The organism is Subdoligranulum variabile (genome assembly GCF_025152575.1).
GTDB lineage: Bacteria > Bacillota > Clostridia > Oscillospirales > Ruminococcaceae > Gemmiger > Gemmiger variabilis.
Genome location: NZ_CP102293.1, coordinates 1,653,522 through 1,674,646, shown reverse-complemented (window position 1 = coordinate 1,674,646; position 21,125 = coordinate 1,653,522). Strand labels below are relative to the sequence as shown.

Below are 21,125 nucleotides of genomic sequence, written 5' to 3'. Positions count from 1 at the left end.
GGCCCGCAGGCCCCTTGAGCCGTGCCCCGCGCCTCGGAAGTAGCGGCGACTTTTTCGGTTCCTTTTTGGTCGCTCAAAAAGGAACACAGAAAGGAAGCGCGAGCCTCCTGTGTTGCCGCTCTTCTTCGCAAAGAAATTCTTATTCCAGCACAATCTCCGCCTTGCTGCCGGCGCGGGTCTTGGTGACCCGGATCTGCCGCGTCAGGCGGGACTGCAGCGCCTCCACGTGGGAGATGACCCCGATGAGCTTATCACCGCCGGCGAGGCCCGCCAACGTGTCCACCGCCTTTTCCAGGCTGTCGGAATCCAGGGTACCGAAGCCCTCGTCGATGAAGAGGGTCTCGATGGTGACGCCCCCGGCGTTCTGCTGGATGGTGTCGCTGATGCCCAGCGCCAGGCAGAGGGCGGCCATGAAGCTCTCCCCTCCCGACAGACTGCCCACCGGGCGGGTCTTGCCGGTGTAGGCGTCGAAGACGTCCAGGTCCAGGGCGGTCTTGCCGCCCACCGCCTCGCTCTTGCGGCGGAGCAGCCGGTACTGGCCGTCGGTCATCCGGGTGAAGCGCAGATTCGCCGCCTCCACCACGCCGTCGAAGTAGAAGGCCTGGACGTACTGTTCAAAGGGCAGCTTGACCTTGCCGGCCAGGTTGCCGTTGATGGTCTTGGACAGATTGTCCCACATGGCCCGTTTGTCCCGGGCGGCGGAGAGGGCCCGCAGCGTCTTTTCCATGCCCTCCAGGGCGGCGCGGTTGGTGTGCAGCCGGTGGACGGCGGCGTCCCGGGCGTTGGTGGCGGCGGCGCGGTCGGCCCGCAGCCGGGCCAGGGCCTGCTGGAGCTTGGCCAGGGCGTCGGATTCCTCCTTGCCGGGCACCGTCTCCTGCATCTGCTGCACCCGGGCGGCCGCCGCAGCGTGGCCCGCCTTGGCGTTGGCCGCCTTGCGGGAGGCCGCAAAGGCCTGCTTTTCCAGCCCTTTCAGCTGGTTGTTCAGGTTGTCCAGCTGGTCGGACAGCGCCCGGGCCTTGTCGCTCTGGCGCTTGTATTCGTCGTGCTGGGCCCGCAGGCCTTTCAGCCCCTCGGCCAGACTGGTCTTCTGTTCCTCCAGGGCGGCGCGCAGCTCCGCCGGGGAGAGTTCCTCCGCCGGTTTGCCGGTGTACCGCCCGGCGCGGCGGGCAAAAAAGGAGGCCGCGTCCCGGGTCAGGGCGGCCCGCAGCTCGGCCGCCCGGGCGGCCGCATCCCCTGCCGTGCGGGAGGAGGCCGCCGTGTCCCGCCGCTGGGCGGTGAGGGCCTGTTCCCGCTCCTCCAGGGCCTGTTCGGTCACATGGTCCCCCGGCAGCTGGGCCGGGCAGGGGTGTTCGGTGGAACCGCAGACCGGGCAGGGCTGCCCCGGCTGCAATTGCTGGGCCAGCAGGCCCGCCCGGTTGGCGTTGAGCTGCCGCTGCAGCGCGGCGTACTGAGCCTCGGCCTCGTCCAGCGCGGCCTGGGCCTTTACGTAGTCCTGCTGGCGGGCGGCGGCCGTTTCGGCGGCCTGATCCGCCGCCGTCAGGCTGCGCAGCAGGGTTTCGCAGGTGGCGGTCAGGTTCTCCGCCAGTTCGATGTGGTGTTCCAGCCGCACCTGCTCGGTGTCGGTCTTGCCCAGGGCGTCCCGGGCGGCCTCGGTGTCGGCGATGGTCTGTTTCAGCGCGTCGCTGCGGGTCTGCAGCTCGGTCTGCAGCGCCTCGGTCTGGCGCTGCACCTCCGCCGTGCGGGCTTCCTCCGCCACCAGCCCCGCCAGCTGACGCCGCCGGGCTACCCGTTCCTCGGCCAGCTTGACCCCGGCGTCTCCCCGGGCGATCTTCTCGTCCAGGTCGGCCATGACCTCGTTCTGCCGGGCCTCGATGGCCTCGTCAAATTCCAGCAGCCGTTTGGCCAGGTCCACCGCCCCCGCCGCCCCGAAGGCGTCCCGGGCGTCCTGGATCTTCTGCAGTTCGGCGGCGGTCTCCTCGTCGGCCCCGGCGCCCAGCAGGCTGCCCACATGCATGAGCAGCACCTCCTCCAGACGGCGGCAGGCCTCGTCGGCCTCCCGGGCGTGGCGGATGGCCGCCTGTCCCAGCCGCTGGTGGTCGGCGGTGTCAAAGATCTGGCGCAGGATGTCGGCGCGGTCGGCGGACGGCGCGTTGAGCAGCCGGGTGAAGTCGTTCTGGGCCAGCATGGACACCTGGGCAAACTGCTTGGCGTCGATGCCCAGCAACTTGACCACCGCCGCCGTCACGGCCTGGGCGCCCGAGACCGGGGCTTCCGGTTCCCGGATCAGTTCCGCCCGGGGCGGGCTTTTCACGATGCCGCTGCCCCGCTTGGCGGCGCGCTGCTGCTCCGGCCAGCGGCGCACCACGTAGGTGCGGCCCCGGTGGGCGAAGGTCAGCTCCACGAAGGTCTCGGCGTCGGGGGCGGCGAAATCGCTGCGCAGCATGGTGGTCTTGCGGTTTTCGCCGGTGGTCTCGCCGTAGAGGGCAAAGGTGATGGCGTCAAACAGGGCGGTCTTGCCGGCGCCGGTGTCGCCGCCGATCAGGAACAGGCCGCTGCCGCCGAATTTGGCAAAATCCAGCTCGGTGCGCCCGGCATAGGGCCCGAAGGCACACAGGGTCAGGTACAGGGGTTTCATGCTTTGGCGGCCTCCTCTCGCAGCTGCTTCACGGCCCGGGCCTCCTCGATGGTCAGGGGGCGGCCGTTCATCTGGGTGAAAAAGTCCTGGAACAGCTCGGCAAAGGGCTTGCCCCGCACGGCCAGGGCCGCGTCGGCAGGACCGGCGGCGCTGCCCCGGGGCTGGTAGTCCAGCCGCATGGCGTTGGGGTAGGCAGCCCGCAGGGCGGCCATGGCGTCGGGCAGCGGCGTGGGGTCGGTCAGCGTAGCCCAGATGTAATCCCCCGTGTCGGTGGGATGTTCGGTGAGTTTGGCCAGCGGTCCCGTCAGGTGGCGCATGGCGCGGCGGGGGATCAGGGGCAGCAGCTGGATGTCCTCCACGCCGCGGCGGCCCAGGTCCACCAGCGTCACGGATTTTTCCGTGCCGCACTCGTCCAGGTGATAGCACAGCGGCGCCCCGGCGTACCGCACGGTGTCGCTGCCCACCCGCTGGGCCCGGTGGATGTGCCCCAGGGCCGCATAGGCAAAGCCGTCAAACCGGGAAGCGTCGATGGAATCCACCGTGCCCACCGTCAGGGGTGCCGTCTCGCTGCCGGACAGCTGGGGCGGGCAGACCCCCGCCACCACCATCTGGTGGGCCAGCAGCACCCGCCGGGGCGCTGCCGGCTGGCAGGCTCCCAGGGCCGCGGCCACGGCGCTGTCGTAGTCGGGCAGGTCGGCGTCGGGCAGAAAATGGCGCACGGTGGCCGCCCGCACAAAGGGCAGCAGGGTGAACTCCACCGGGCCGTGGCGGTCGTTGAGCACGATCTGGCGCGGTGCGCCGGTGAACCGTCCGGCCAGGTGTACCCCCTGGGCCGCCAGCAGTCCCGCCGCAAAATCCAGCCGCTCGGCGCTGTCGTGGTTGCCCGCGATGGCCAGCACCGGGATGCGCCGCCCCGCCAGCTGGGTCAGGAACCAGTCCAGCAGGGTGCAGGCCGACGCCGGCGGCACCGGGGCGTCGTAGATGTCCCCCGCCAGCAGCACGGCCTCCACGTCGTGTTCGTCACACAGGGCCAGCACCTGTTCCAGGATGAAACGCTGGTCCTCCAGCAGATCGAACCCGTTCACCCGTTTGCCCAGGTGCAGGTCCGCCAGATGCAGAAATTTCATGCAGTCATCTCCAAAGTTTTTCCCAGGTGGTGATGTCCAGCGTCACGCCGGGCAGCACCTCCACGGGCACCGTCTCCGCCTTGCGGAACCGGCATTTCTTGCAGAACATCTCGGCTTTCAGGTCCCGGGCCCACACCTGCATGTACAGGCGGCTGCGGCCGTCGCCCTCGGCCAGCTTCTGGGCGTAGGCCACCACGCTGCGGCCGATGCCCTGACCCCGGGCCTTCTCTTTCAGGAACAGACGGCTGAGACACAGCGCCCCCGCAGGCCCTAAGTCCATGGCAAAATAGCCCACCGGCTCGCTGCCCAGATAGATCAGAAAATAGTTGATGACCCCGCTGTGGATCTCGTCGTCGGTGAGCACGTCGCTCTGGTATTTGTCGGCCAGGGCGGCGGCCACCTTGGGGGTGAGCTTCGTGTAATGCTGCACGAAGATCTCCTTGGCCAGCTCGCTCACCAGCTCCACGTAGCGGGTCTTGGTCACTTGTTTGAAGGTCGGTTTCATGGGTACACTCCTTTGTTCAGGGGCTTTCTTCGATGGTCAGGCTGGCTTGGGCGGGCAGGCAGGCGGCCCAGTCGCCCACATTGCGCAGTACGCCGAAGCCCTCGCAGGTGTGGTCGGGACAGGGACTGTCCACGAAGGCGATGCCGCCCTCCGCCACCTGCAGATGGATGGTATACACCCCGGTGTCGATGTCGTACCGGGCGTCCTTGGTCAGGTCGATGATCTGTTCGGTCTGGGGGTCGCCGTACCGCAGCACAGCCACCGTCCCGGCGCCGCCGGGATGGGTGAAGCGGAACAGCACCCCCGCCAGCACCAGCAGTACCGCCGTAAACAGCAGGTCCTTGCGGTGTTTTTGCAAAAATGTCACGTCGGTTCGTCCTCTTTGTCAAAATCCAGTTCCAGCCGCAGTCCGTCGGTACCGGCCACGGCGCCGGGGTATTGGCTGCGGGCCGCCGCCAGCCCCGGTTCCAGGTCGGTGACGGCGGCGGAATAGTGGGTCAGCCAGAGCCGCCGCACCCCGGCTTCGGCGGCCAGGGCGCCGGTTTCCCGGCAGGTGGCGTGGCCGTAGAGCCGGGCCTTGTCCCGGTCGGCGTCGTCGGGGTAGGTGGCGTCCATGCAGAGCAGGTCGGCGTCCCGGGCGGCTTCCAGCAGCGCCGGGCAGGGGCTGGTGTCGGTGGCGTAGACCACGGTCAGCCCCCGCCGGGGCGGGCCGAGCACCTGGTCGGGGGTGAAGCCGCCCACGGCCTCCCCTGCCTGCAGCCGTCCCCACAGGGAGACCGGCACCCCCGCCGCCAGCGCCCGGGCGGTGTCGAACCGTCCGGCCCGGGGCAGATGCAGCGCATAGCCGCAGCAGGGCACCCGGTGCTGCAGGGGCACCGGCGTCACGGTGAGAGGTCCCGCCCCGAAGGGCTGGTCCCCCGCCTCCTGCCAGTGCACGGCAAAGGGCAGCGGTCCCGCCAGGGCAGCGATGGGCGCCGCCACGGCGTCCAGCCCCGCCGGGCCGGTGATGGTCAGCGGCCCGGTGCGGCCCAGGCTGGACAGGGTCTGCAGCAGGCCCGGCAGGCCCAGGATGTGGTCCCCGTGGTAGTGGGTGAGCAGGATGTGGGTCAGCCGGTAGGCGCTGACGCCCCAGCGGCGCAGGGCGGTCTGGGTACCCTCGCCGCAGTCCAGCAATACGGCGGCGCCCCCCACGCTGACGGTGAGGGCGGACAGCGCCCGGTGGGGCAGCGGCTGGGTGCCGCCGCAGCCCAGCAACGTCACGGTAAGCATGGCAAAATCCCCCTTTCCCAACAGTACCCCAATATACAGAGTACATTATAGCACATTTTGCAACCCCTGCGGAAGCGAACTATGTTCTTTTCTTGCAAGAAAAGAACCAAAAGAACTCTAATGAAAAATAGCCCAAGGGGTAACACCCCTCGGGCTATTTTTGTTTGGAATTTCTTCGGTTCCTTCTTTGCAAAGAAGGAACACAATCTCATCGTCCTCGGCGGACATGTGCCGACGAGGGCGATACCCTGAGAGCGTCCGGACCCGTACGAGTCGCCGCAAGCGGCATGAGGACGGGGCTGGACGCGACGGTGGGTGTCCAAGAGGGAGGTGCAGGAGACGCGGCGCAGCCGCTGAATCCGAACCTCCCTTTTGAGATTCTCACCGCACGGCGATGCACTCGATCTCCACCAGCGCGCCTTTGGGCAGGGCGGCGATCTGGACGCAGCTGCGGGCGGGGACGGTCTCGCCGAACAGTTCGGCGTAGACCTCGTTCACGGTGCCGAAATCGGCCAGATCCTGCACGAACACGGTGGTCTTGACCACATGGGCCAGAGTCAGCCCCGCTTCCGCCAGAACGGCCCGGAGGTTCTGCAGGGACTGCCGGGTCTGGGCGGCCACGCCGTCGGCCAGGGTGTTGGTGGCGGGATCCAGGCCCAGCTGGCCGCTGCAATAGACGGTGGTGCCGTCATCCACGGCCTGCACATAGGGGCCCAGGGCGGCGGGGGCCTTGTCGGTGACGATGCGTTTCATACAAAACAACTCCTTTTACGGTAGATTGCTTTCATTGTACCGCATCGCGGCGCAAAAGGCCAGTCCCCTTTTACGCCTTCACCTCGTTGACCAGCTTTTCGCCCCGGGCATAGGCGCGGGCGTTCTCCATGGTGATGATGGCGATGCTCTGCAGAGCGGTCCGGGTGAAGAAGGCCTGATGGCTGGTGATGACCACGTTGGGGAAGCTGAGCAGGATGGGCACCACCTCGTTTTCCAGCACGGTGTCGGAGAAATCCTCGAACACCTGGCCGTCCTCGTCCTCGTAGACGTCCAGGCCCACGCCTGCGAACTTGCGGTTGCGCAGGGCGGCAATGAGGGCGTCGGTGTCGATGAGGCCGCCCCGGCTGGTATTCACCAGGATGGCGTTGTCCCGCATCTTGGCGATGGTCTCGGCGTTGATGAGGTGATGGGTCTCGGCGGTCAGGGGGCAGTGCAGGCTGATGAGGTCCGCCGCCCGGAGCAGCTCATCCAGCTCCACGTAGCGGACGATGCCCTCCAGATCGGGGTTGTGGTACTGGTCGTAGGCCAGCACCGTCATGCCGTAACCGTGGCAGATGCGGGCCATGGCGGCGCCGATGCGTCCCGTGCCGATGATGCCCGCGCAGGAACCGTAGAGGTTGTAGCCCAGCAGACCGTCCAGGGCAAAGTTGTTGTTGCGCACCTTGATATAGGCCTTGCAGATGCGGCGGTTGGCCGCCTGGGCCAGGGCCATGGCGTGTTCGGCCACGGCCTCGGGGCTGTAGCCCGGCACCCGCAGCACCGTGATGCCCAGCCGCTTGGCGGCGTCCAGGTCCACGTTGTTGAAGCCCGCACACCGCATGAGCAGCAGCCGGATGCCCGCCTTGGCCAGGGCTTCCAGCACCGGGGCGGAGCAGTCCGAGTTCACAAAGGCGCAGACAGCGTCGCCGCCCTCAGCCAGCGGGGCGGTGTCCACGTCCAGATTGGCGGCCAGGAATTTGATGGAGCAGCCGTATTCGGGGTCGGCGGCCAGCAGTTCAAAGTACAGGCGGTCGTAGTCCCGCGTACCGTAAAAGATGATCTTCATAACAGGGGGGTTCCTCCTTTTGCGGTAGTATGTGTTTTCAGACACTTAACTATACCGGATTCCCGTCCGGTTGTATGTTGTCCCGGCAACATTTTGGTGATGGAGCCAAACAAAAACGCCGGGGCTCCCGAAGGAGCCCCGGCGCATGATGCGTTTACAGGGTCACAGACTGCGATCAGTCATTGTGCTTGCGCTTGCGCAGCACGAAGAGTGCCGCGAAGGCTGCCGCCGCAACAACCGCCACACCGCCCAGCAGGCCAACGGGCATTGCGTCGCCGGTCTGCGGGATGGCCGCCGTGGCCGCAGGCGCTGCCGCTGCCGCGTTATTGTTCACGCTGACATTGGTGGTGCTGGTATTGTTGTTGTTGGTGGTAGTAGCGTTGTTGTTGTCGTTATTGTTATCGTCGTCGTTATCGTCATCCGGCGTGGTGGGCTGGGTCTTGGTGGTATCCCACACCAGCACGTAGGGCGAGAAATCACTGGCCTCGAAATAAACACCGTACTGGTCGGCAGCCACTTTGGTAACCGTCGGCACCTTGCTCTCTACCGCAGCTTCCATAGCATCCACAGAGGTGTTGCGGTCAAGGCCATCAAAGTGCGCCAGATAGAAGGTTGTGTTGGCGTCGGTTTCCTTGGGGAAGGGCAGATAGATGGTAACATCCTGCTCGGTGGTCACCCAGGCGTTGCCGTTGGTGGCATCCACCAAGTCCAGATACTGTGCCTGGCTTTGCAGGTTGGCTTCCTTCAACTGGAACTTCGAGGCCACTTCCTTGCCGGCTTTTGACTTCAGAGTTTCTTCGAAGGTGGTGCCGACCGTATCCGCAATGGCATCAGCCAGCAGCGAGACATCCGATGCCGCCACCTGGACATTGCTCTCATTGACCATGAAGTCATCCACGGCAGGCTGCGTACCGTTGCTGCGGATCACATAGGCCTTTTTCAGCGCATCCTGATTGGGATCATCCACCTCGGAAGCATGCACAATGGTGTCATAGGACGGGGTCACCACGGCATCCTGAGCACCCACCACATAGCGGACCGTCAGGGTAGCCGGCGTGTCAGATCCCTTGACACCGATGGTCTGTTCCTCCCCGTTGATTTCGATGGTCGCTTTCAGGGTAGCGGCATCCACGCGGTCGCCGTAGATTTCCATCTGGTAGGTTTCCGAAAGAGAATCCGTCAGGGCAAAATTATCGCTGTTCACATAGTTTTTCTGGCCTGTCGTCTCCGTTTCGGTATAGAAAGACACCTTCAGTTTCGTTCCGCTTCCGGGGGTTTCCGGAACGATCTTGTAGATATACCGTCCGTTTTTGCTTTCCACCGTGGAGCTGGATCCGTTGCCGTCGCTGTATTTTTCCAGTTTCCAGGAAAGGGTCTCGCCGGAGCTGCCCTGCACATCGGCCGTAAGAGTAACGAGATCGGATAGGTTCAGCACCTCATCCTCCGGCACATTCAGTTTGCTGCGCAGCTCGGCGTTCAATTCATCCGACAGTTCCAGATAGAAGCCGATCTCCGGCAGAGAACCGTCCGCATTGGTGATGGGATTTCCGTCGGCCCCCACAATTTCCACATTGCTGTCGGTGGTGTTTGTTTCGCCACCTTTGTAGATGACCATGCTGGCGGGCGTCACCACGATATCCGGGCAGGTCACATAGATCGTGGCGGTGTTGTCCTCCGGATTCAGCTTCCAGGCGCCGCCTTCATAAATGAGGCCCAGCACCAGGTCAGACCCCTCATCCAAGACATGGCCGGGATAGGCCTTGTTGTATGTAGTAAGATAAACGCCGGTATTCTGAATGGTGATGGTTGCCGTAGCGGCGTCGGGTTCGTGGGTAATGATGTAGTCCTTGGGTGCGGCACCGCGCAGCCCGCTGGTGACGGGCTCATGGGCGCTGTTGTTGGTGCACTCGATGCTGACGATGTTGCCTGCCCCATTCAGCGCATCCCGTACATCCTCATTCGTGGGATCGGGAATGTTGGACGGCACAGTGCACTGGACGTATACCGTAGCGGTGTTGTTATTGGGATCCAGAACCCAGTTGCCTCCGTCATAGACGAGGCCGATGGTCAGATCGGAGTTCTCCCCCAAGGTATGTCCGGCATACTCCTCGTTATACTTTGCCACATAAGGATCGGTTACGGTGATGGTAACGGTGGCCGTATTGCCGGACTGTGTCACGGTATAGTCGGTATCCTTATCCCCCAACAGTCCCGTGACAATGGGGTCATGCCCACTGTTTTCGGTGGCACACTCCACTTTAATGGCATTTCCCAGAATGCTTTTCAGGATTTCGCCATCGGGCAGCGGAGGTGTGACAGGCGTAGTCGTACATTTGACATACACTGTAGCTGTACCGTTGTCAGAAGCCACCGTCCACTGTTTCGTATCGTCGTCATACACGAGACCTATGGTCAAATCTGCGGTAGTATCATTGTCCAGCGTATGGTCTACATACGTCTCGTTATATTTTGCCACATAAAGGTCCGCATTGATGATGGTAACTGTGGCCGTGGCCGCATTTTCTTCATGTGTGATAGTATAGTCTATATCTTTACTGCCGATCACTTCGCTGGTGATCGTGGGATGCTGAGCAGTGTTGGTGGTACAGATAATATTGACGATTTCACCCAGATTGTCCAAATCATCCGGCGTTGGGTCCGGGATAGCGGGAGCCGAGGGCCCTTTTTGCTGGAAGATATAGGTTCTCCATTCCGTGCCGGATGCCACACCTAACGGGTACGAATTTCTCTCAAAAAGGAAGGACGAGTCTACATCGTCAGAATAAGCGACCTCTGTAGAATAGGAGTTCTTACCGATTCCCATAAACTGAAGCTCATCGGTATCATAATTCCATAAGGAGGTGGGATACTTCAAGTTTCCCCACACATTAGCATGGGAGTCAAACTGACCTGTTAAAGTATACCCTCCATCCTGCGCCGTCCATTGCCAGGAACCGGAACTTCCAGCGTCTCCGGAAGATCCTCCCGCAGTGGTCCCATTGAAAAATTTGCTGGGCAGGGCATTTGTACTAACCCAACCGCCGGATTCGTCGCGGATAACCGCCTGTACAATAACCTTATAATTTCCCAGGTTTCTTGGTGTTCCACCAAGTAATTCTACTCCGGCGGAGGGAGGGATTTCCCCCGGTGTTTTCTCCGTCGTCGCGGAACCCGTTGAACCGGACCCGTCATTTTCTGGATCCTCTGCAAAAGCCGCAAAGGGCAGCATGCCAGCGCACAATGCCAGTGCGCATATCATTGCGATGATGCGGCGAAAGCCTGTTCTGACTGTTCGCATTTTGATAATTCCTCCTTTAAAATAATAACGACTCTATATCGGCACATCCGTTAAGTTCGAATGTTCCAGTAAAATAACGGGGCGTTCAGGCTCCGGCAAGCCAGCCGACGGATTCCTGTTCCGCCTGCAGCAGCATATCGTACACCTGCTGCAGCTGCTGTTCCAGACTGGCATACAGATTGTCCTGGGTGGCGCGGCAGAGATTGCGCAGGCAGCGGGGGCTGCCCTTTTCCTCCGGGACACCTGCCTCCCGGCAGAGTTCCTGCATTTTGCGGCAGAGGTTGGAGCGGTTGATGGGTTTTCCGCTCCGGGTGACGAAGACCGGTCCGGCGGTGATGGCGTTTTCCGCGATATAGTCCAGCAGTTCCCGGCGCAGGGATTCCGGCAGCCTGAAGGAGAAGCGGCCGCTGCGCCAGGGAAGCAGTGCGCTGCCCGCCTGGACGATCTGCGGGGTGACCTGGTCAAGGCACTGCAGCGGCAGCCCGGTCACGGCGAACAGCTTGACCAGGAGGTACAGCTGATGCCAGCCGTGTTTTCTGGCCGCGCGCAGCAGGCGGAGATATTCCGCCCGGGTCAGTTCCGGTGTGGGGGCTGCAGGTTCGCTCTGGTGGTGCATGAGCAGATCATACCGTCCGCACCAGCGGAAATAGTTGTTGGCCGCCGAGATGCGGATGTTGATACTTTGCTGGCGATAGCCGGCGTCGCGCAGATTCTGCTGCCAGCGCCGGAGCGCCGCCGCATCGGCCGGTCCATCGGATTCCAGGTAGGCCTGCAGTTCATACAGGATGCGCCGGTAGCTGGCACGTGTTTCTGCATTCCAGTCGGTTTCTTTTTTTTCCTGCAGGTATTGTTCAATCGGGTAGCCTGGCAAAATTTCCTTTTTGTCTTCCACGGTTACTCCCTTTCTGCCTGCCTCCAACAAAAGTACGGTTCTGTTGCAAAGGCCCGCTCTTCTGGCGGGCGAAACCGAATGGCTCTGCCTGTCCGGCAAAAAACCACGTATCTATGGTAGCACAAGCCCCTCCAAAATGCAAGGAGTCGTGCACCATTTTGTCGGTTTTACCAAAAATGGACACACGAAATCAGTCGAGCAACCAGCAAGGACGCTCGACAGATTTCGTGTGTCTTTTCTTATGTAACTTCCCTGAAATTTAAAAAAAGCTTTTTTTCGCTGTTTTTTGCCGAAACGCAGCAAAGCCTTTGCAACAGAACCGTACTTTTGTAGTATTTACAGTAAAAGGTGCATCTGTTCCAGCAGGCGCTGGTGTTCGGCGCCGGATTCCATGATATAGATGCGCGTCGTCTCGATGCTGGAGTGGCCCAGCAGGTCCGCCAGTTTGGAGAGATTTTTTTCGATATGATAGAAGGTCCTGGCAAACAGGTGCCGCAGGTTGTGGGGGAAGACCTTTTCCCGCGCCACACCGGCCCGTTTGCACAGGGCCTTCATTTCTTTCCAGACGGTGACGCGGTCCAGGGGGCGGCCGGTGCGGGTGACGAAGACGGGGCCCGCATGGATATGGCGGCGGGCGCACCAGCGTTCCAGGCGTTTGCAGAGCTGGGCGGGCAGCAGGATGTCCCGGCACTTGCCCTTGCAGCGGATGGAGGCCCGGCGGCGGTGGACGGCCTCAGCGGTGATATAGGCCAGTTCCGACACCCGGATGCCGGTGGCGCAGAGGGTCTGCAGCACCAGCAGGGTGCGTTTGCGGCCGGTTTCCCGGGCAGCCTGAAGCAGGCGGAAATATTCGGCGCGGCTCAGTTCCCGCCCGGCGTCGGAGAAGACCCGGTGCTGGCACTTGAGAGGCTTGGCCTTGCCCTGGGGATTGCCGCAGCATTCCTGGTAGCCGTTGACGGCCGCCAGCATGGCGTTGACGCTGGAGGCCGAATACCCCCGTTTCACCAGACTGTCCCGCCAGTCGGCGACGGTCTGTTTGTCGGGCAGCGGTGCGGCGTGGGTCTCGTGAAAGAACCGCCTCACATCGCGGATATATTTTTCGATGGTCCCGGCGCTGTACTCCCGGGCCTACATCCAGTCGGAATAGGCTTGCAAAGTCATGGACAGGGGTGCTCCTTGTATTATAGAGTAGTAGTTATTAGAGCCCCTCTCCAAGGGCTGTGCTACACTGTAAGGGATGCTGTGGATTGGTTGGCGGCTCCTACCACAAGATGGTTCACGAAAGGTTCCAACCACAGCCCCTTACAATTTTGTTAATCAGTTAAATACCGCCAGACGGTTTATGTGGAACAAGGCTACAAAAGTAAGGTGTACTGTGGATGCAGCATCACATATTTTCTCTGGAGGTATTTGTTATGGTAGTTTCTGTTGGCATTGATGTCTCAAAAAACAAGCATGATTGCTTCATTGTAAGCTCAGAGGGTGAAGTCCTGGCGGATGTTTTTACTATCCCTAACAACATGGACGGTTTTTATGCTCTACTGGAAAAAATTCGAGCTTGTACTACACCGCAGGACAAAATAAAAGTAGGGCTTGAGGCAACCGGGCATTACAGCTACAACATTCTTGGGTTTCTTCTGGACAACGGTCTGGCCACCTATGTCTTGAATCCCTTACGCACGAATCTCTACCGGAAAAGTCTCAGCCTGCGAAAGACCAAGACCGACCGTGTAGATGCTCGAACCATTGCTGCTATGCTGTTATCCGATGTGGGCCTCAAACCCTACACGAATACAGCATATCACAACGAGGAACTAAAGTCACTCACCAGATACCGTTTTGACAAGGTGAAAGAACGAGCAAAGCTGAAAAGCTCAATTTCCAGACTGGTTTGCATTCTCTTCCCTGAACTGGAGAAGCTGGTGTCCTCTCTCCATTTGGCGACTGTCTACGCTCTGCTGGAAGAGTTTCCAGGTTCCAAACAGATTGCCAAGGCACACCTGACAAGGCTCAAAACCCTTTTGGGGAACGCCTCCAAAGGTCGCTACGGTCGGGATATGGCTGTTACTATCCGGAGCGCTGCTCAGAATTCTGTTGGGTCCTGTATGCCTGCCAAATCCCTGGAATTGCAACATACCATCCGGCTTATCCGTGAATTGGATGCTGAGATCGCTGAAATCGAGGCTGAAATTGAGACAATGATGGACAAGATACAGTCTCCCATTACAACTATCCCTGGCATGGGCTTTCGTATGGCTGCCATGATTCTTGCTGAAATCGGCGACTTCTCTCGGTTTGAGTCACCGGACAAATTATTGGCCTACGCCGGAATGTCGCCTTCTACTTACCAGTCCGGGCAGCTCAAAAATTGCTATCCCCACATGGAGAAGCGTGGCTCTCGATACTTACGCTACGCTCTTTACAACGCAGCCAAGTATGTATGTCACTGGGACCCAACCTTTGCTGCTTACCTTGCTAAGAAAAGAGATGAAGGCAAACACTACAATGTCGCACTTTCTCATGCCACCAAAAAGTTAGTTCGTCTGCTGTTTGCCCTGGAAAGATCCAGACAGCCTTATTGCAGCTTGGCGGCCTAATTCCATCTTGTTAGCCTACGCCGGGGTCCCTACGGACCTCTGCTTTGCTATACCTTTCTTGAACTATCTCTTTTCACCACCACCATTCATTTTTGGGGTTGACTTTTAATAGTTAATCTTTCGTAAAGTGCTATTTAGTGTACCCGGTTTCCGGGGAAAAATGAACACCCCATCCCCTTTTGCAAAATAAAAAAAACGCCTGCGTCCCGAAAGACGCGGGCGTTTGCCGTTTTTATGCCTGTTCCACCTTGACGCAGACGATCTCGGTCCTGCCCTGGGTGCGCAGCCGGTAGCCCCAGGTGCCGGTGCCGCCGCTGACGATGGCCGTGCAGCGGCCGCTCACCCGTTTTTTGCCGTAGTTTCGCTCGTTTTTGGCCACCATGCCCGCCGCCCCCGCGGGCCAGATCTGCCCGCCGTGGGTGTGGCCGCTGAGGATCAGGTCCGCCCCCGCCGCCGCGGCGTTTTTGAAATCCCGGGGTTCGTGGTCCAGCCAGACCGTGTAGTGGCCGTCGGGGCCGCCGGGGAGCAGCTGGGCGGCGGTGAACCGGCGCCCGCCGGTGTAGAGGTAGTCCTTGCGGCCCAGGATGCGCACCCCCTTCACCAGCACGGCGGTGTCCTCCAGGATGCGCACCCCGGCCCGGGCCATGGCCTGTTCCAGGGCGGCGCGGTCAAAGCTGGGTTCCCGCCAGTGGTGGAAGAGGTCGTGGTTGCCCAGCACGTAGTATTTGCCCAGGGGCGCTTTCAGTTCCCCGAAGAGGTCGCAGAACGCCGCGAATTCCTCCGGTTCGGTGTATTCGTCGAAGATGTCCCCGGTGAACACCAGCAGATCGGGGTGGCAGGCCTCAATGGCGGCCCGCAGCTCGGGGATGCGGCCCCGGTGCATGGCGGCCCGGGGGTTGGGGTGGATGTCGCTGATCTGGACGATGGTAAGGTGGCCGCCGGGCAGGGGTTTGGAGGTGGTCAGGCGGTAGCGGGTGGTGCACAGCCGCACCGCGCGGCGGTTGCCCCGCCACCAGACAAGCCCGGTGAGCAGCCAGGGGGTGACGCCCTCCAGCCAGAGGATCTGCCAGAGGGTCCAGACCGGACCGCCCGCCAGCCGGGCGGCGAGGCCTGTGAGGTTGCCCAGGCAGTAGAAGGCGGTGAGGTAGCCCGCCAGCACGATGCCGATGCCCAGGGGATCCCGGGCGAACCAGGCCAGCAGGGCCACCAGGAGCAGGGGCAGGCCGTAGCAGAGCAGCGGCCAGGGGGCGAGCCAGGCCAGCGGCGGCAGCTGGAGGAAGTTCAGGTAGAGCAGCACAGCCAGGGCGGCCTGCCCCACCCGGGGCAGCACGAACTGAAAAAAGGGAGGATACATGGCACGCCCCCTCCTGCGGGGCAAAAGCGTCAGCGCATCGTCAAAAAAATCCCGCACCTCTCAGTGCGGGATGGAGCTCACGTTTTACTGTTCCTTTTCTTTGATGGCCTTGTCGATGGCCTTGGCGGCTTCCTTGCCGGCGCCCATGGCCAGGATGACGGTGGCCGCACCGGTGACGGCGTCACCGCCGGCGTAGACGAAGGGGCGGCTGGTGAGGCCGTCGGGGCCGTTGGTGATGAGGCAGCCGTGACGGTCGGCGTCCAGACCCGGGGTGGTGGAACGGATCAGCGGGTTGGGGCTGGTGCCCAGGGCCATGATCATGGTATCCACGTCCAGCTCGAACTCGCTGCCCTCCTTGACGATGGGGCGGCGGCGGCCGGATTCATCAGGCTCGCCCAGTTCCATCTCCACGCAGGTCATCCCCTTGACCCAGCCGTTCTCGTCGCCCAGGACCTCCACGGGGTTGGTCAGCGTCTTGAAGATGATACCTTCCTCCTCGGCGTGTTCCACTTCCTCCTTGCGGGCGGGCAGCTCGGCCATGCCGCGGCGGTAGACGATGTAGACGGTCTCAGCCCCCAGACGCTTGGCGCAGCGGGCGGCGTCCATGGCCACGTTGCCGCCGCCTACCACGGCCACGGCGCGGGACTTCATGATGGGGGTGTGGGACTCCGGCAGGTAGGCCTTCATCAGGTTGACGCGGGTCAGGTACTCGTTGGCGGAGTAGACGCCGTTGAGGCTCTCGCCGGGGATGCCCATGAACCGGGGCAGACCGGCGCCGGAGGCGATGTAGACCGCCTCGAAGCCGTAGTCGTTCATCAGTTCGTCGATGGTCAGCACCTTGCCGATGACCATGTTGCACTCGATGTCCACGCCCAGTTCCTTGAGGCCTTCCACCTCGTGCTGGACGATGTCCTTGGGCAGACGGAACTCGGGGATGCCGTACATCAGCACGCCGCCCGCCACATGGAGGGCCTCATACACGGTGACCTGATAGCCCATCTTGGCCAGGTCGCCGGCCACCGTCAGGCCGGAGGGACCGGCGCCGATGACCGCCACCTTGTGGCCGTTGGGGGTGGGTTTTTCGGGCTTGGTATGTACGTTTTCCCGGTACCAGTCGGCCACGAACCGCTCCAGACGGCCGATGCCCACCGGCTCGCCCTTGATGCCCCGGACGCACTTGCCCTCGCACTGGTTCTCCTGGGGGCAGACGCGGCCGCAGACGGCGGGCAGGGCGCTGGACTGGGCGATGACCTTGTAGGCCTCCTCGAACTCGCCCTTGGCCACATGGGCGATGAAGCCGGGAATATCAATATCCACCGGGCAGCCCGAGCGGCAGGGGTGGTTCTTGCACTGCAGGCAGCGCTGGGCCTCGTTGACCGCCATCTCGGCGGTGTAGCCCAGGGCCACCTCTTTGAAGTTCTTGTTCCGGACGTTGGGGTCCTGGCTGGGCATGGGGCACTTTTTCGGGTCCATGTTCGGCATGATCACTGCACCTCCTGTTTCAGCAGATTGCACTCTTCCTCGCGGGCGTGGCCCTCAAAAGGCTTGTACATGGTGCCGCGGTGCATAGCTTCGTCAAAATCCACTTCAAAACCGTCAAAGTCGGGGCCGTCCACGCAGGCGAACTTGGTCTTGCCGCCCACCGTCAGGCGGCAGCCGCCGCACATGCCGGTGCCGTCCACCATGATGGGGTTCATGGACACCACCGTCTTGACGCCATGGGGCTTGGTGGTCTTGACCACGAATTTCATCATGATCAGCGGGCCGATGGCGATGACCTCGTCAAAGTTGGCGCCCTCGTTGATCTTGGCTTCCAGAGGCGCGGTGACCACGCCCTTCTCGCCGTAGGAGCCGTCGTCGGTCATGATGATGAAATCATCACAGCAGGCGCGGAACTCCTCCTCCAGGATGACCAGGTCCTTGTTGCGGAAGCCCACGATACCGGTCACCCGGGTGCCCTGGGCGTGGAGTGCCTGGGCCACCGGCAGGGCGATGGCACAGCCCACGCCGCCGCCCACCACGCAGACGTTCTTCAGGCCTTCGATCTCGGTGGCTTTGCCCAGGGGGCCTACAAAGTCATGGACCGCTTCGCCCTCCTTCAGGGTGTTCAGTTCCATCGTACCGGCGCCCACCACCTGGAAGATGATGGAGACAGTGCCGGCTTCCCGGTCATACCCCGCAATGGTCAGGGGGATGCGCTCGGAGTCCTCCTTGGGGCGCACGATGATGAACTGCCCGGCCTTCGCCTTTTTGGCGATGAGCGGCGCATGGATCCACAGTTCGGTGACGGTGGGGTTCAGTTCCCGCCGTTTCATGATGGTGAACAAAGCGATCTCTCCTTCTCTTTGTTTTTTTGGTGATTTTATTGTAGCGTATTTGAGCGGCCTTGTAAAGCACGAAGCCGCGGCAAAACTTTGCAAATCCTGTGTTTATCCCCCAAAGGCCACCCGTTCCGGCGTGGGATTGCGCCACAGCGTATAGCCCGCCGGGCAGGCGATGCCGGAGGGTTCCAGGGCCGAAGTGTCCAGGGGCACCCCGTCGGACACGAGGATCCAGTCGGCGCCTGTCAGGTCCTCGTAGGGGCGGCCGGGATATTCGGAGCCGGGGGCCTCGGTGGTCAGATCCAGCACGCCGTCGTCCAGGAATCCCGCGGCCGCCAGCGTCTCATACTCGCAGAGGTAAACGTCCCGGTCCAGGTAGGTGTCCATGAGCTGGCTGTCCCGCTGGCGCACGCCCTGGGGGATAAACAGCACGGTGCCCTCCAGAGTCTTGAGGGAATCGTTGAGGGCGCTGGCGGCCCGGACGGTGTCCTCGTCCACGCCGTAGGTCCAGCGGTTGATGCGCCATTCCCCGGCGTAGCAGAGCACGCAGAGGACCAGGGCCGCCGCGGCCATCGGCCTGCGGGCCCTGCGCCGTACCAGGGCCGTCCCCAGCGCGGCGGCGCCCGCCACGATGACGACCCGCCACACCAGCAGCCAGCCGTCAGAGCCCAGCACCGGCAGACGGTCCAGCCGGTCGGCCACGAAGTCGAACCACTGCAGGAAGGTGTTGTCCCCGGCGCCGGGGCCGATGTCCCGGCAAAAGACCAGAAAGCCCACGCCCCACAGGGCGGTGAGCCCCGCCAGCAGACGGCGGCGCACCGGGGTCAGGGCGCCGTCCAGGGCGTCCATCGTCACCAGCAGCAGCGGAATCAGCAGGGGTTCCAGGTAGCGCATGTGCTGCCGGGGGGAGGCGGAGCCCAGGTCCTCCCGCACGGTGATGCTCCAGGCCACCACGCCCACGCCCAGCCCCAAGGCCAGCAGTACCAGCAGGGGCAGCTGGGTGCGGCGGGGGTCGGTGCCGGGGCGGGGGCGGCGCAGGGCGCACAGGGGCACCAGCACCGGAAAGACCCCGAAGGCCAGCACGGTGAAGAGGACGTCGCAGACCACGGCGAAGGGCAGGAAGGCCCACTGTTCGGCGGTGAGCCAGCCGGTCTGGTTGTAGGAGTTGCCCAGCCCCGCAAAGAGGGTGAGCTTGGACCCCGCGAAGCAGAGGAGGAAGGCGCCCAGCAGGGCAGCCACCCCGGCCAGTTCGGCGGGCCAGCTGCGAGGATCGTGAGCGGTGACCCAGAGGCGGAGCAGCACCCAGGCGATGAGGTAATAGAGGGCCACTTCTTTATTTAAATAGAGCAGCCAGCACCAGGCCCCGGCCAGAGCGCTCCAGGCGATGCGGGGGCGGGGGGCGGCGGCCATGGCGCGCCACAGGAAGTAGACCTGCCACAACGAGAGGGGCAGGAAGACCGTCTCGCTCATAAAGGTGGCGCAGGCGGACAGGGTGGGCAGCACCGCCGTGATGCCCACCAGGAAGGCGGTGCGGCGGCGATTCTGGCCGGTGGCCCGGGCCAGGGCGTAGGCCGGGAAGACCGCACTGGACGCCCAGGCGGCGTTCAGCCAGCCGATGGCGGTGATCTGGGCGGCGGTGGTCTTTAGAAGGAGGGCGGGCAGGATGCACAGGGGGTAGAGGATCTTCTGGTAATCGCTGGGCATGTTGCGCACCCGCAGGCCGCGGCCCTGCCAGAGACTGCGGGCGATGTCCAGATAGCGGACCTCGTCGCTGTAGACGGCCAGTTCCCGGGGATAACTGCTGAGCAGGCCGTACACCACGGTGCACACCGCGAAGAGCGCCAGCACCCAGAGCCAGCCCTGGTATTTTTTACCCCTTGTCATGGTGGGAATCCTCCGTTATGATTGTTACAGCCATTATACGGCAGGGCGGCCCGCAAGTAAAGGGGGCGTCAGTTTCACAAAAATTTCGTGACAAAACGCCGGCTTTTGTGGTATACTGTAAAGGTTACAATTCGGAAACAATGATGGAGGTGCTTGACCACGTATTCCCACACGATCCGTCTGCCCCGGCTGGTGGTACTGCTGGGGCTGATGGCGGCCCTGTTTTTCTGGGTCGCCCCGCGCGCTGCGGCGGCGGACTATGACGAAACGCTGGACCGCCTGGGCCGTCTGCAGGACCTGGCGGTAAGTTATGCGGCGGAGCACGACGCCGACCCCATCCTGCTGACGCTGGGCTACACCCGCACCGGGGACTACAACACCACGATGTGGCAGCTGACCGCCGGCGCCCGGGACACGGAATTTGAGAGCTATGTCTCCCAGAACGACAGCGACCTTTCGGCGCTGCAGGGGATGAACACGGTAACGCTGCCCAGCGGCCAGGCCATCGACTTCGGGCATCTGCTGGCGTCGATGAACCTGGTGTACAACGGCATTCCCATCACGGGCAGCTGGGGCGGCGACTGCATGGAGCTGGCCCAGGCCTACTACGGCCAGGCCAGCGACGCTGCGGGCTACGCCGAAGCCATGCGGGCCACCTTCAACATCGATGACGACGGTTCCACCAGCAAGTTCGGCGACCAGGACCTGCGGGCGGATCTGGACTCGGTGGTGGTGGGCTCCCAGCTGACCAAGGACACCGACATTGCCGACGCCCTGCGCAGCTACTACGACGGCCTCACCGACTATGACCGGGCCTACCAGTTCATCTCGCTGAGTTTCGGCACGGTGGACACCTCCTCCACGGGCTTTGCGGACACCATCTATAATGCGGTGGTTTCGGATTCCGGCATGCAGCTGCTGTTCTACATGAACGGCATGTGGACGGTGGACGGCTGGACCATCGACGAGAGCTACGCCCCCGCAGTGCGGGGCGCCACCGACCTGCTGGCGGAGTATCTGTCGGGGGCGGTGAACGGCGAGAAGGTCAAGAGCGAGACCAACAACCGGCTGGTGGCCATGGGCGGCCAGGCGCTGGCGGATGCGCTGACGGCCCTGGGGGACAGCGATGCGGCCTCGGCGGCACTGGCAGCGGCGGAGAGCGGCGCGTCCAGCACGGTGAGCAGCACCAGCGCGGCCATCGAGGACGCCACCCAGACGCTGCAGAGCCACTTCAACGTGAAGATTTTCGAGCTGCTGCTCCTCATCGTGGCGGCGCTGGCGGTCTTCTTCCTGATCATGAGCTGCGCGCTGTTTGTCTCCCACCGGCGCAGACATTAAAACCCTTACAGCCTCCGTTCCGGAGGCTTTTTTCTTTTGGGATGCACTTTTTAACCCCATCGCGGCCGGCGGACATGCTGCCGCCC

Annotated in this window: 16 protein-coding genes; 2 read left to right on the top strand and 14 right to left on the bottom strand. The window is 62.7% G+C overall.

Features of this window, described 5'->3' with window-relative positions; translation table 11 throughout:
• Window positions 1-139 precede the first annotated feature (139 nt).
• The 10 genes from NQ490_RS07980 to NQ490_RS07935 all read right to left on the bottom strand — a co-directional run bounded on the left by NQ490_RS07980 (window position 140) and on the right by NQ490_RS07935 (window position 12,628).
• Window positions 140-2,635 (bottom strand): AAA family ATPase, encoded by a 2,496-nt coding sequence (locus NQ490_RS07980; RefSeq protein ID WP_259951046.1) that lies wholly within the window; start codon window positions 2,633-2,635, stop codon window positions 140-142.
• Window positions 2,632-3,762 carry an exonuclease SbcCD subunit D gene (locus NQ490_RS07975; protein WP_007047964.1) on the bottom strand — a complete coding sequence of 377 codons (1,131 nt, stop codon included), beginning with the start codon at window positions 3,760-3,762 and terminating at the stop codon, window positions 2,632-2,634. The genes NQ490_RS07980 and NQ490_RS07975 overlap by 4 nt, the downstream gene beginning before the upstream one ends.
• Window positions 3,763-3,766: 4 nt before the next feature.
• Window positions 3,767-4,267 carry a GNAT family N-acetyltransferase gene (locus NQ490_RS07970; protein WP_007047965.1) on the bottom strand — a complete coding sequence of 167 codons (501 nt, stop codon included), beginning with the start codon at window positions 4,265-4,267 and terminating at the stop codon, window positions 3,767-3,769.
• 16 nt (window positions 4,268-4,283) lie between these two features.
• Window positions 4,284-4,634, bottom strand: coding sequence for a NusG domain II-containing protein (locus NQ490_RS07965; protein WP_007047966.1), 351 nt, complete (start codon window positions 4,632-4,634; stop codon window positions 4,284-4,286).
• On the bottom strand, window positions 4,631-5,536 hold the full coding sequence (locus tag NQ490_RS07960) for a ribonuclease Z (protein WP_259951043.1): 906 nt from the start codon (window positions 5,534-5,536) through the stop codon (window positions 4,631-4,633). Before NQ490_RS07960 ends, NQ490_RS07965 begins: the two co-directional genes overlap by 4 nt.
• 381 nt (window positions 5,537-5,917) lie before the next feature.
• Window positions 5,918-6,289, bottom strand: a complete 372-nt coding sequence (locus tag NQ490_RS07955; protein ID WP_007047970.1) for a RidA family protein — start codon at window positions 6,287-6,289, stop codon at window positions 5,918-5,920.
• A 70-nt stretch (window positions 6,290-6,359) separates the two neighbouring features.
• Complete coding sequence (locus tag NQ490_RS07950) at window positions 6,360-7,355, bottom strand: 2-hydroxyacid dehydrogenase (RefSeq protein ID WP_007047971.1); 996 nt, start codon at window positions 7,353-7,355, stop codon at window positions 6,360-6,362.
• A gap of 175 nt (window positions 7,356-7,530) precedes the next feature.
• Complete coding sequence (locus tag NQ490_RS07945; protein ID WP_040918394.1) at window positions 7,531-9,996, bottom strand: LPXTG cell wall anchor domain-containing protein; 2,466 nt, start codon at window positions 9,994-9,996, stop codon at window positions 7,531-7,533.
• A gap of 742 nt (window positions 9,997-10,738) precedes the next feature.
• Window positions 10,739-11,545, bottom strand: a complete 807-nt coding sequence (locus NQ490_RS07940) for a tyrosine-type recombinase/integrase (RefSeq protein WP_040918397.1) — start codon at window positions 11,543-11,545, stop codon at window positions 10,739-10,741.
• A 336-nt stretch (window positions 11,546-11,881) separates the two neighbouring features.
• A complete protein-coding gene (locus tag NQ490_RS07935; RefSeq protein ID WP_007047974.1) occupies window positions 11,882-12,628 on the bottom strand; it encodes a tyrosine-type recombinase/integrase in 747 nt (248 codons plus the stop codon).
• 332 nt (window positions 12,629-12,960) lie between these two features.
• Here NQ490_RS07935 and NQ490_RS07930 point away from each other — a divergent pair, with 332 nt between their 5' ends.
• Window positions 12,961-14,142 carry an IS110 family RNA-guided transposase gene (locus NQ490_RS07930; protein ID WP_040917863.1) on the top strand — a complete coding sequence of 394 codons (1,182 nt, stop codon included), beginning with the start codon at window positions 12,961-12,963 and terminating at the stop codon, window positions 14,140-14,142.
• A gap of 232 nt (window positions 14,143-14,374) precedes the next feature.
• Here the strand turns inward: NQ490_RS07930 and NQ490_RS07925 are convergent, their stop codons facing one another.
• From NQ490_RS07925 to NQ490_RS07910, 4 genes are all read right to left on the bottom strand, one after another.
• Window positions 14,375-15,496 (bottom strand): metallophosphoesterase, encoded by a 1,122-nt coding sequence (locus NQ490_RS07925; RefSeq protein ID WP_007047975.1) that lies wholly within the window; start codon window positions 15,494-15,496, stop codon window positions 14,375-14,377.
• An 84-nt stretch (window positions 15,497-15,580) separates the two neighbouring features.
• Window positions 15,581-16,978, bottom strand: coding sequence for an NADPH-dependent glutamate synthase (gltA, locus tag NQ490_RS07920; protein ID WP_040918399.1), 1,398 nt, complete (start codon window positions 16,976-16,978; stop codon window positions 15,581-15,583).
• 2 nt (window positions 16,979-16,980) lie between these two features.
• Complete coding sequence (locus NQ490_RS07915; protein WP_040918401.1) at window positions 16,981-17,823, bottom strand: sulfide/dihydroorotate dehydrogenase-like FAD/NAD-binding protein; 843 nt, start codon at window positions 17,821-17,823, stop codon at window positions 16,981-16,983.
• 102 nt (window positions 17,824-17,925) lie between these two features.
• Window positions 17,926-19,701: a hypothetical protein gene (locus NQ490_RS07910; protein WP_007047978.1), complete on the bottom strand. Its 1,776-nt coding sequence runs from the start codon at window positions 19,699-19,701 to the stop codon at window positions 17,926-17,928.
• Window positions 19,702-19,854: 153 nt separating this feature from the next.
• Between NQ490_RS07910 and NQ490_RS07905 the strand changes: the two genes are divergently transcribed.
• Entirely contained in the window at window positions 19,855-21,039 is a 1,185-nt protein-coding gene (locus NQ490_RS07905) for a hypothetical protein (protein WP_040918402.1), read from the top strand.
• Window positions 21,040-21,125 lie beyond the last annotated feature (86 nt).

Excerpts from the sequence above, each read along its gene's own strand:
- NQ490_RS07975 (WP_007047964.1), bottom strand. The coding sequence starts at position 3,762 with ATGAAATTTCTGCATCTGGCGGACCTGCACCTGGGCAAACGGGTGAAC.
- NQ490_RS07910 (WP_007047978.1), bottom strand. The coding sequence starts at position 19,701 with ATGACAAGGGGTAAAAAATACCAGGGCTGGCTCTGGGTGCTGGCGCTC.
- NQ490_RS07980 (WP_259951046.1), bottom strand. The coding sequence starts at position 2,635 with ATGAAACCCCTGTACCTGACCCTGTGTGCCTTCGGGCCCTATGCCGGG.
- NQ490_RS07930 (WP_040917863.1), top strand. The coding sequence starts at position 12,961 with ATGGTAGTTTCTGTTGGCATTGATGTCTCAAAAAACAAGCATGATTGC.
- NQ490_RS07950 (WP_007047971.1), bottom strand. The coding sequence starts at position 7,355 with ATGAAGATCATCTTTTACGGTACGCGGGACTACGACCGCCTGTACTTT.
- gltA (WP_040918399.1), bottom strand. The coding sequence starts at position 16,978 with ATGCCGAACATGGACCCGAAAAAGTGCCCCATGCCCAGCCAGGACCCC.
- NQ490_RS07960 (WP_259951043.1), bottom strand. The coding sequence starts at position 5,536 with ATGCTTACCGTGACGTTGCTGGGCTGCGGCGGCACCCAGCCGCTGCCC.
- NQ490_RS07955 (WP_007047970.1), bottom strand. The coding sequence starts at position 6,289 with ATGAAACGCATCGTCACCGACAAGGCCCCCGCCGCCCTGGGCCCCTAT.
- NQ490_RS07925 (WP_007047975.1), bottom strand. The coding sequence starts at position 15,496 with ATGTATCCTCCCTTTTTTCAGTTCGTGCTGCCCCGGGTGGGGCAGGCC.
- NQ490_RS07970 (WP_007047965.1), bottom strand. The coding sequence starts at position 4,267 with ATGAAACCGACCTTCAAACAAGTGACCAAGACCCGCTACGTGGAGCTG.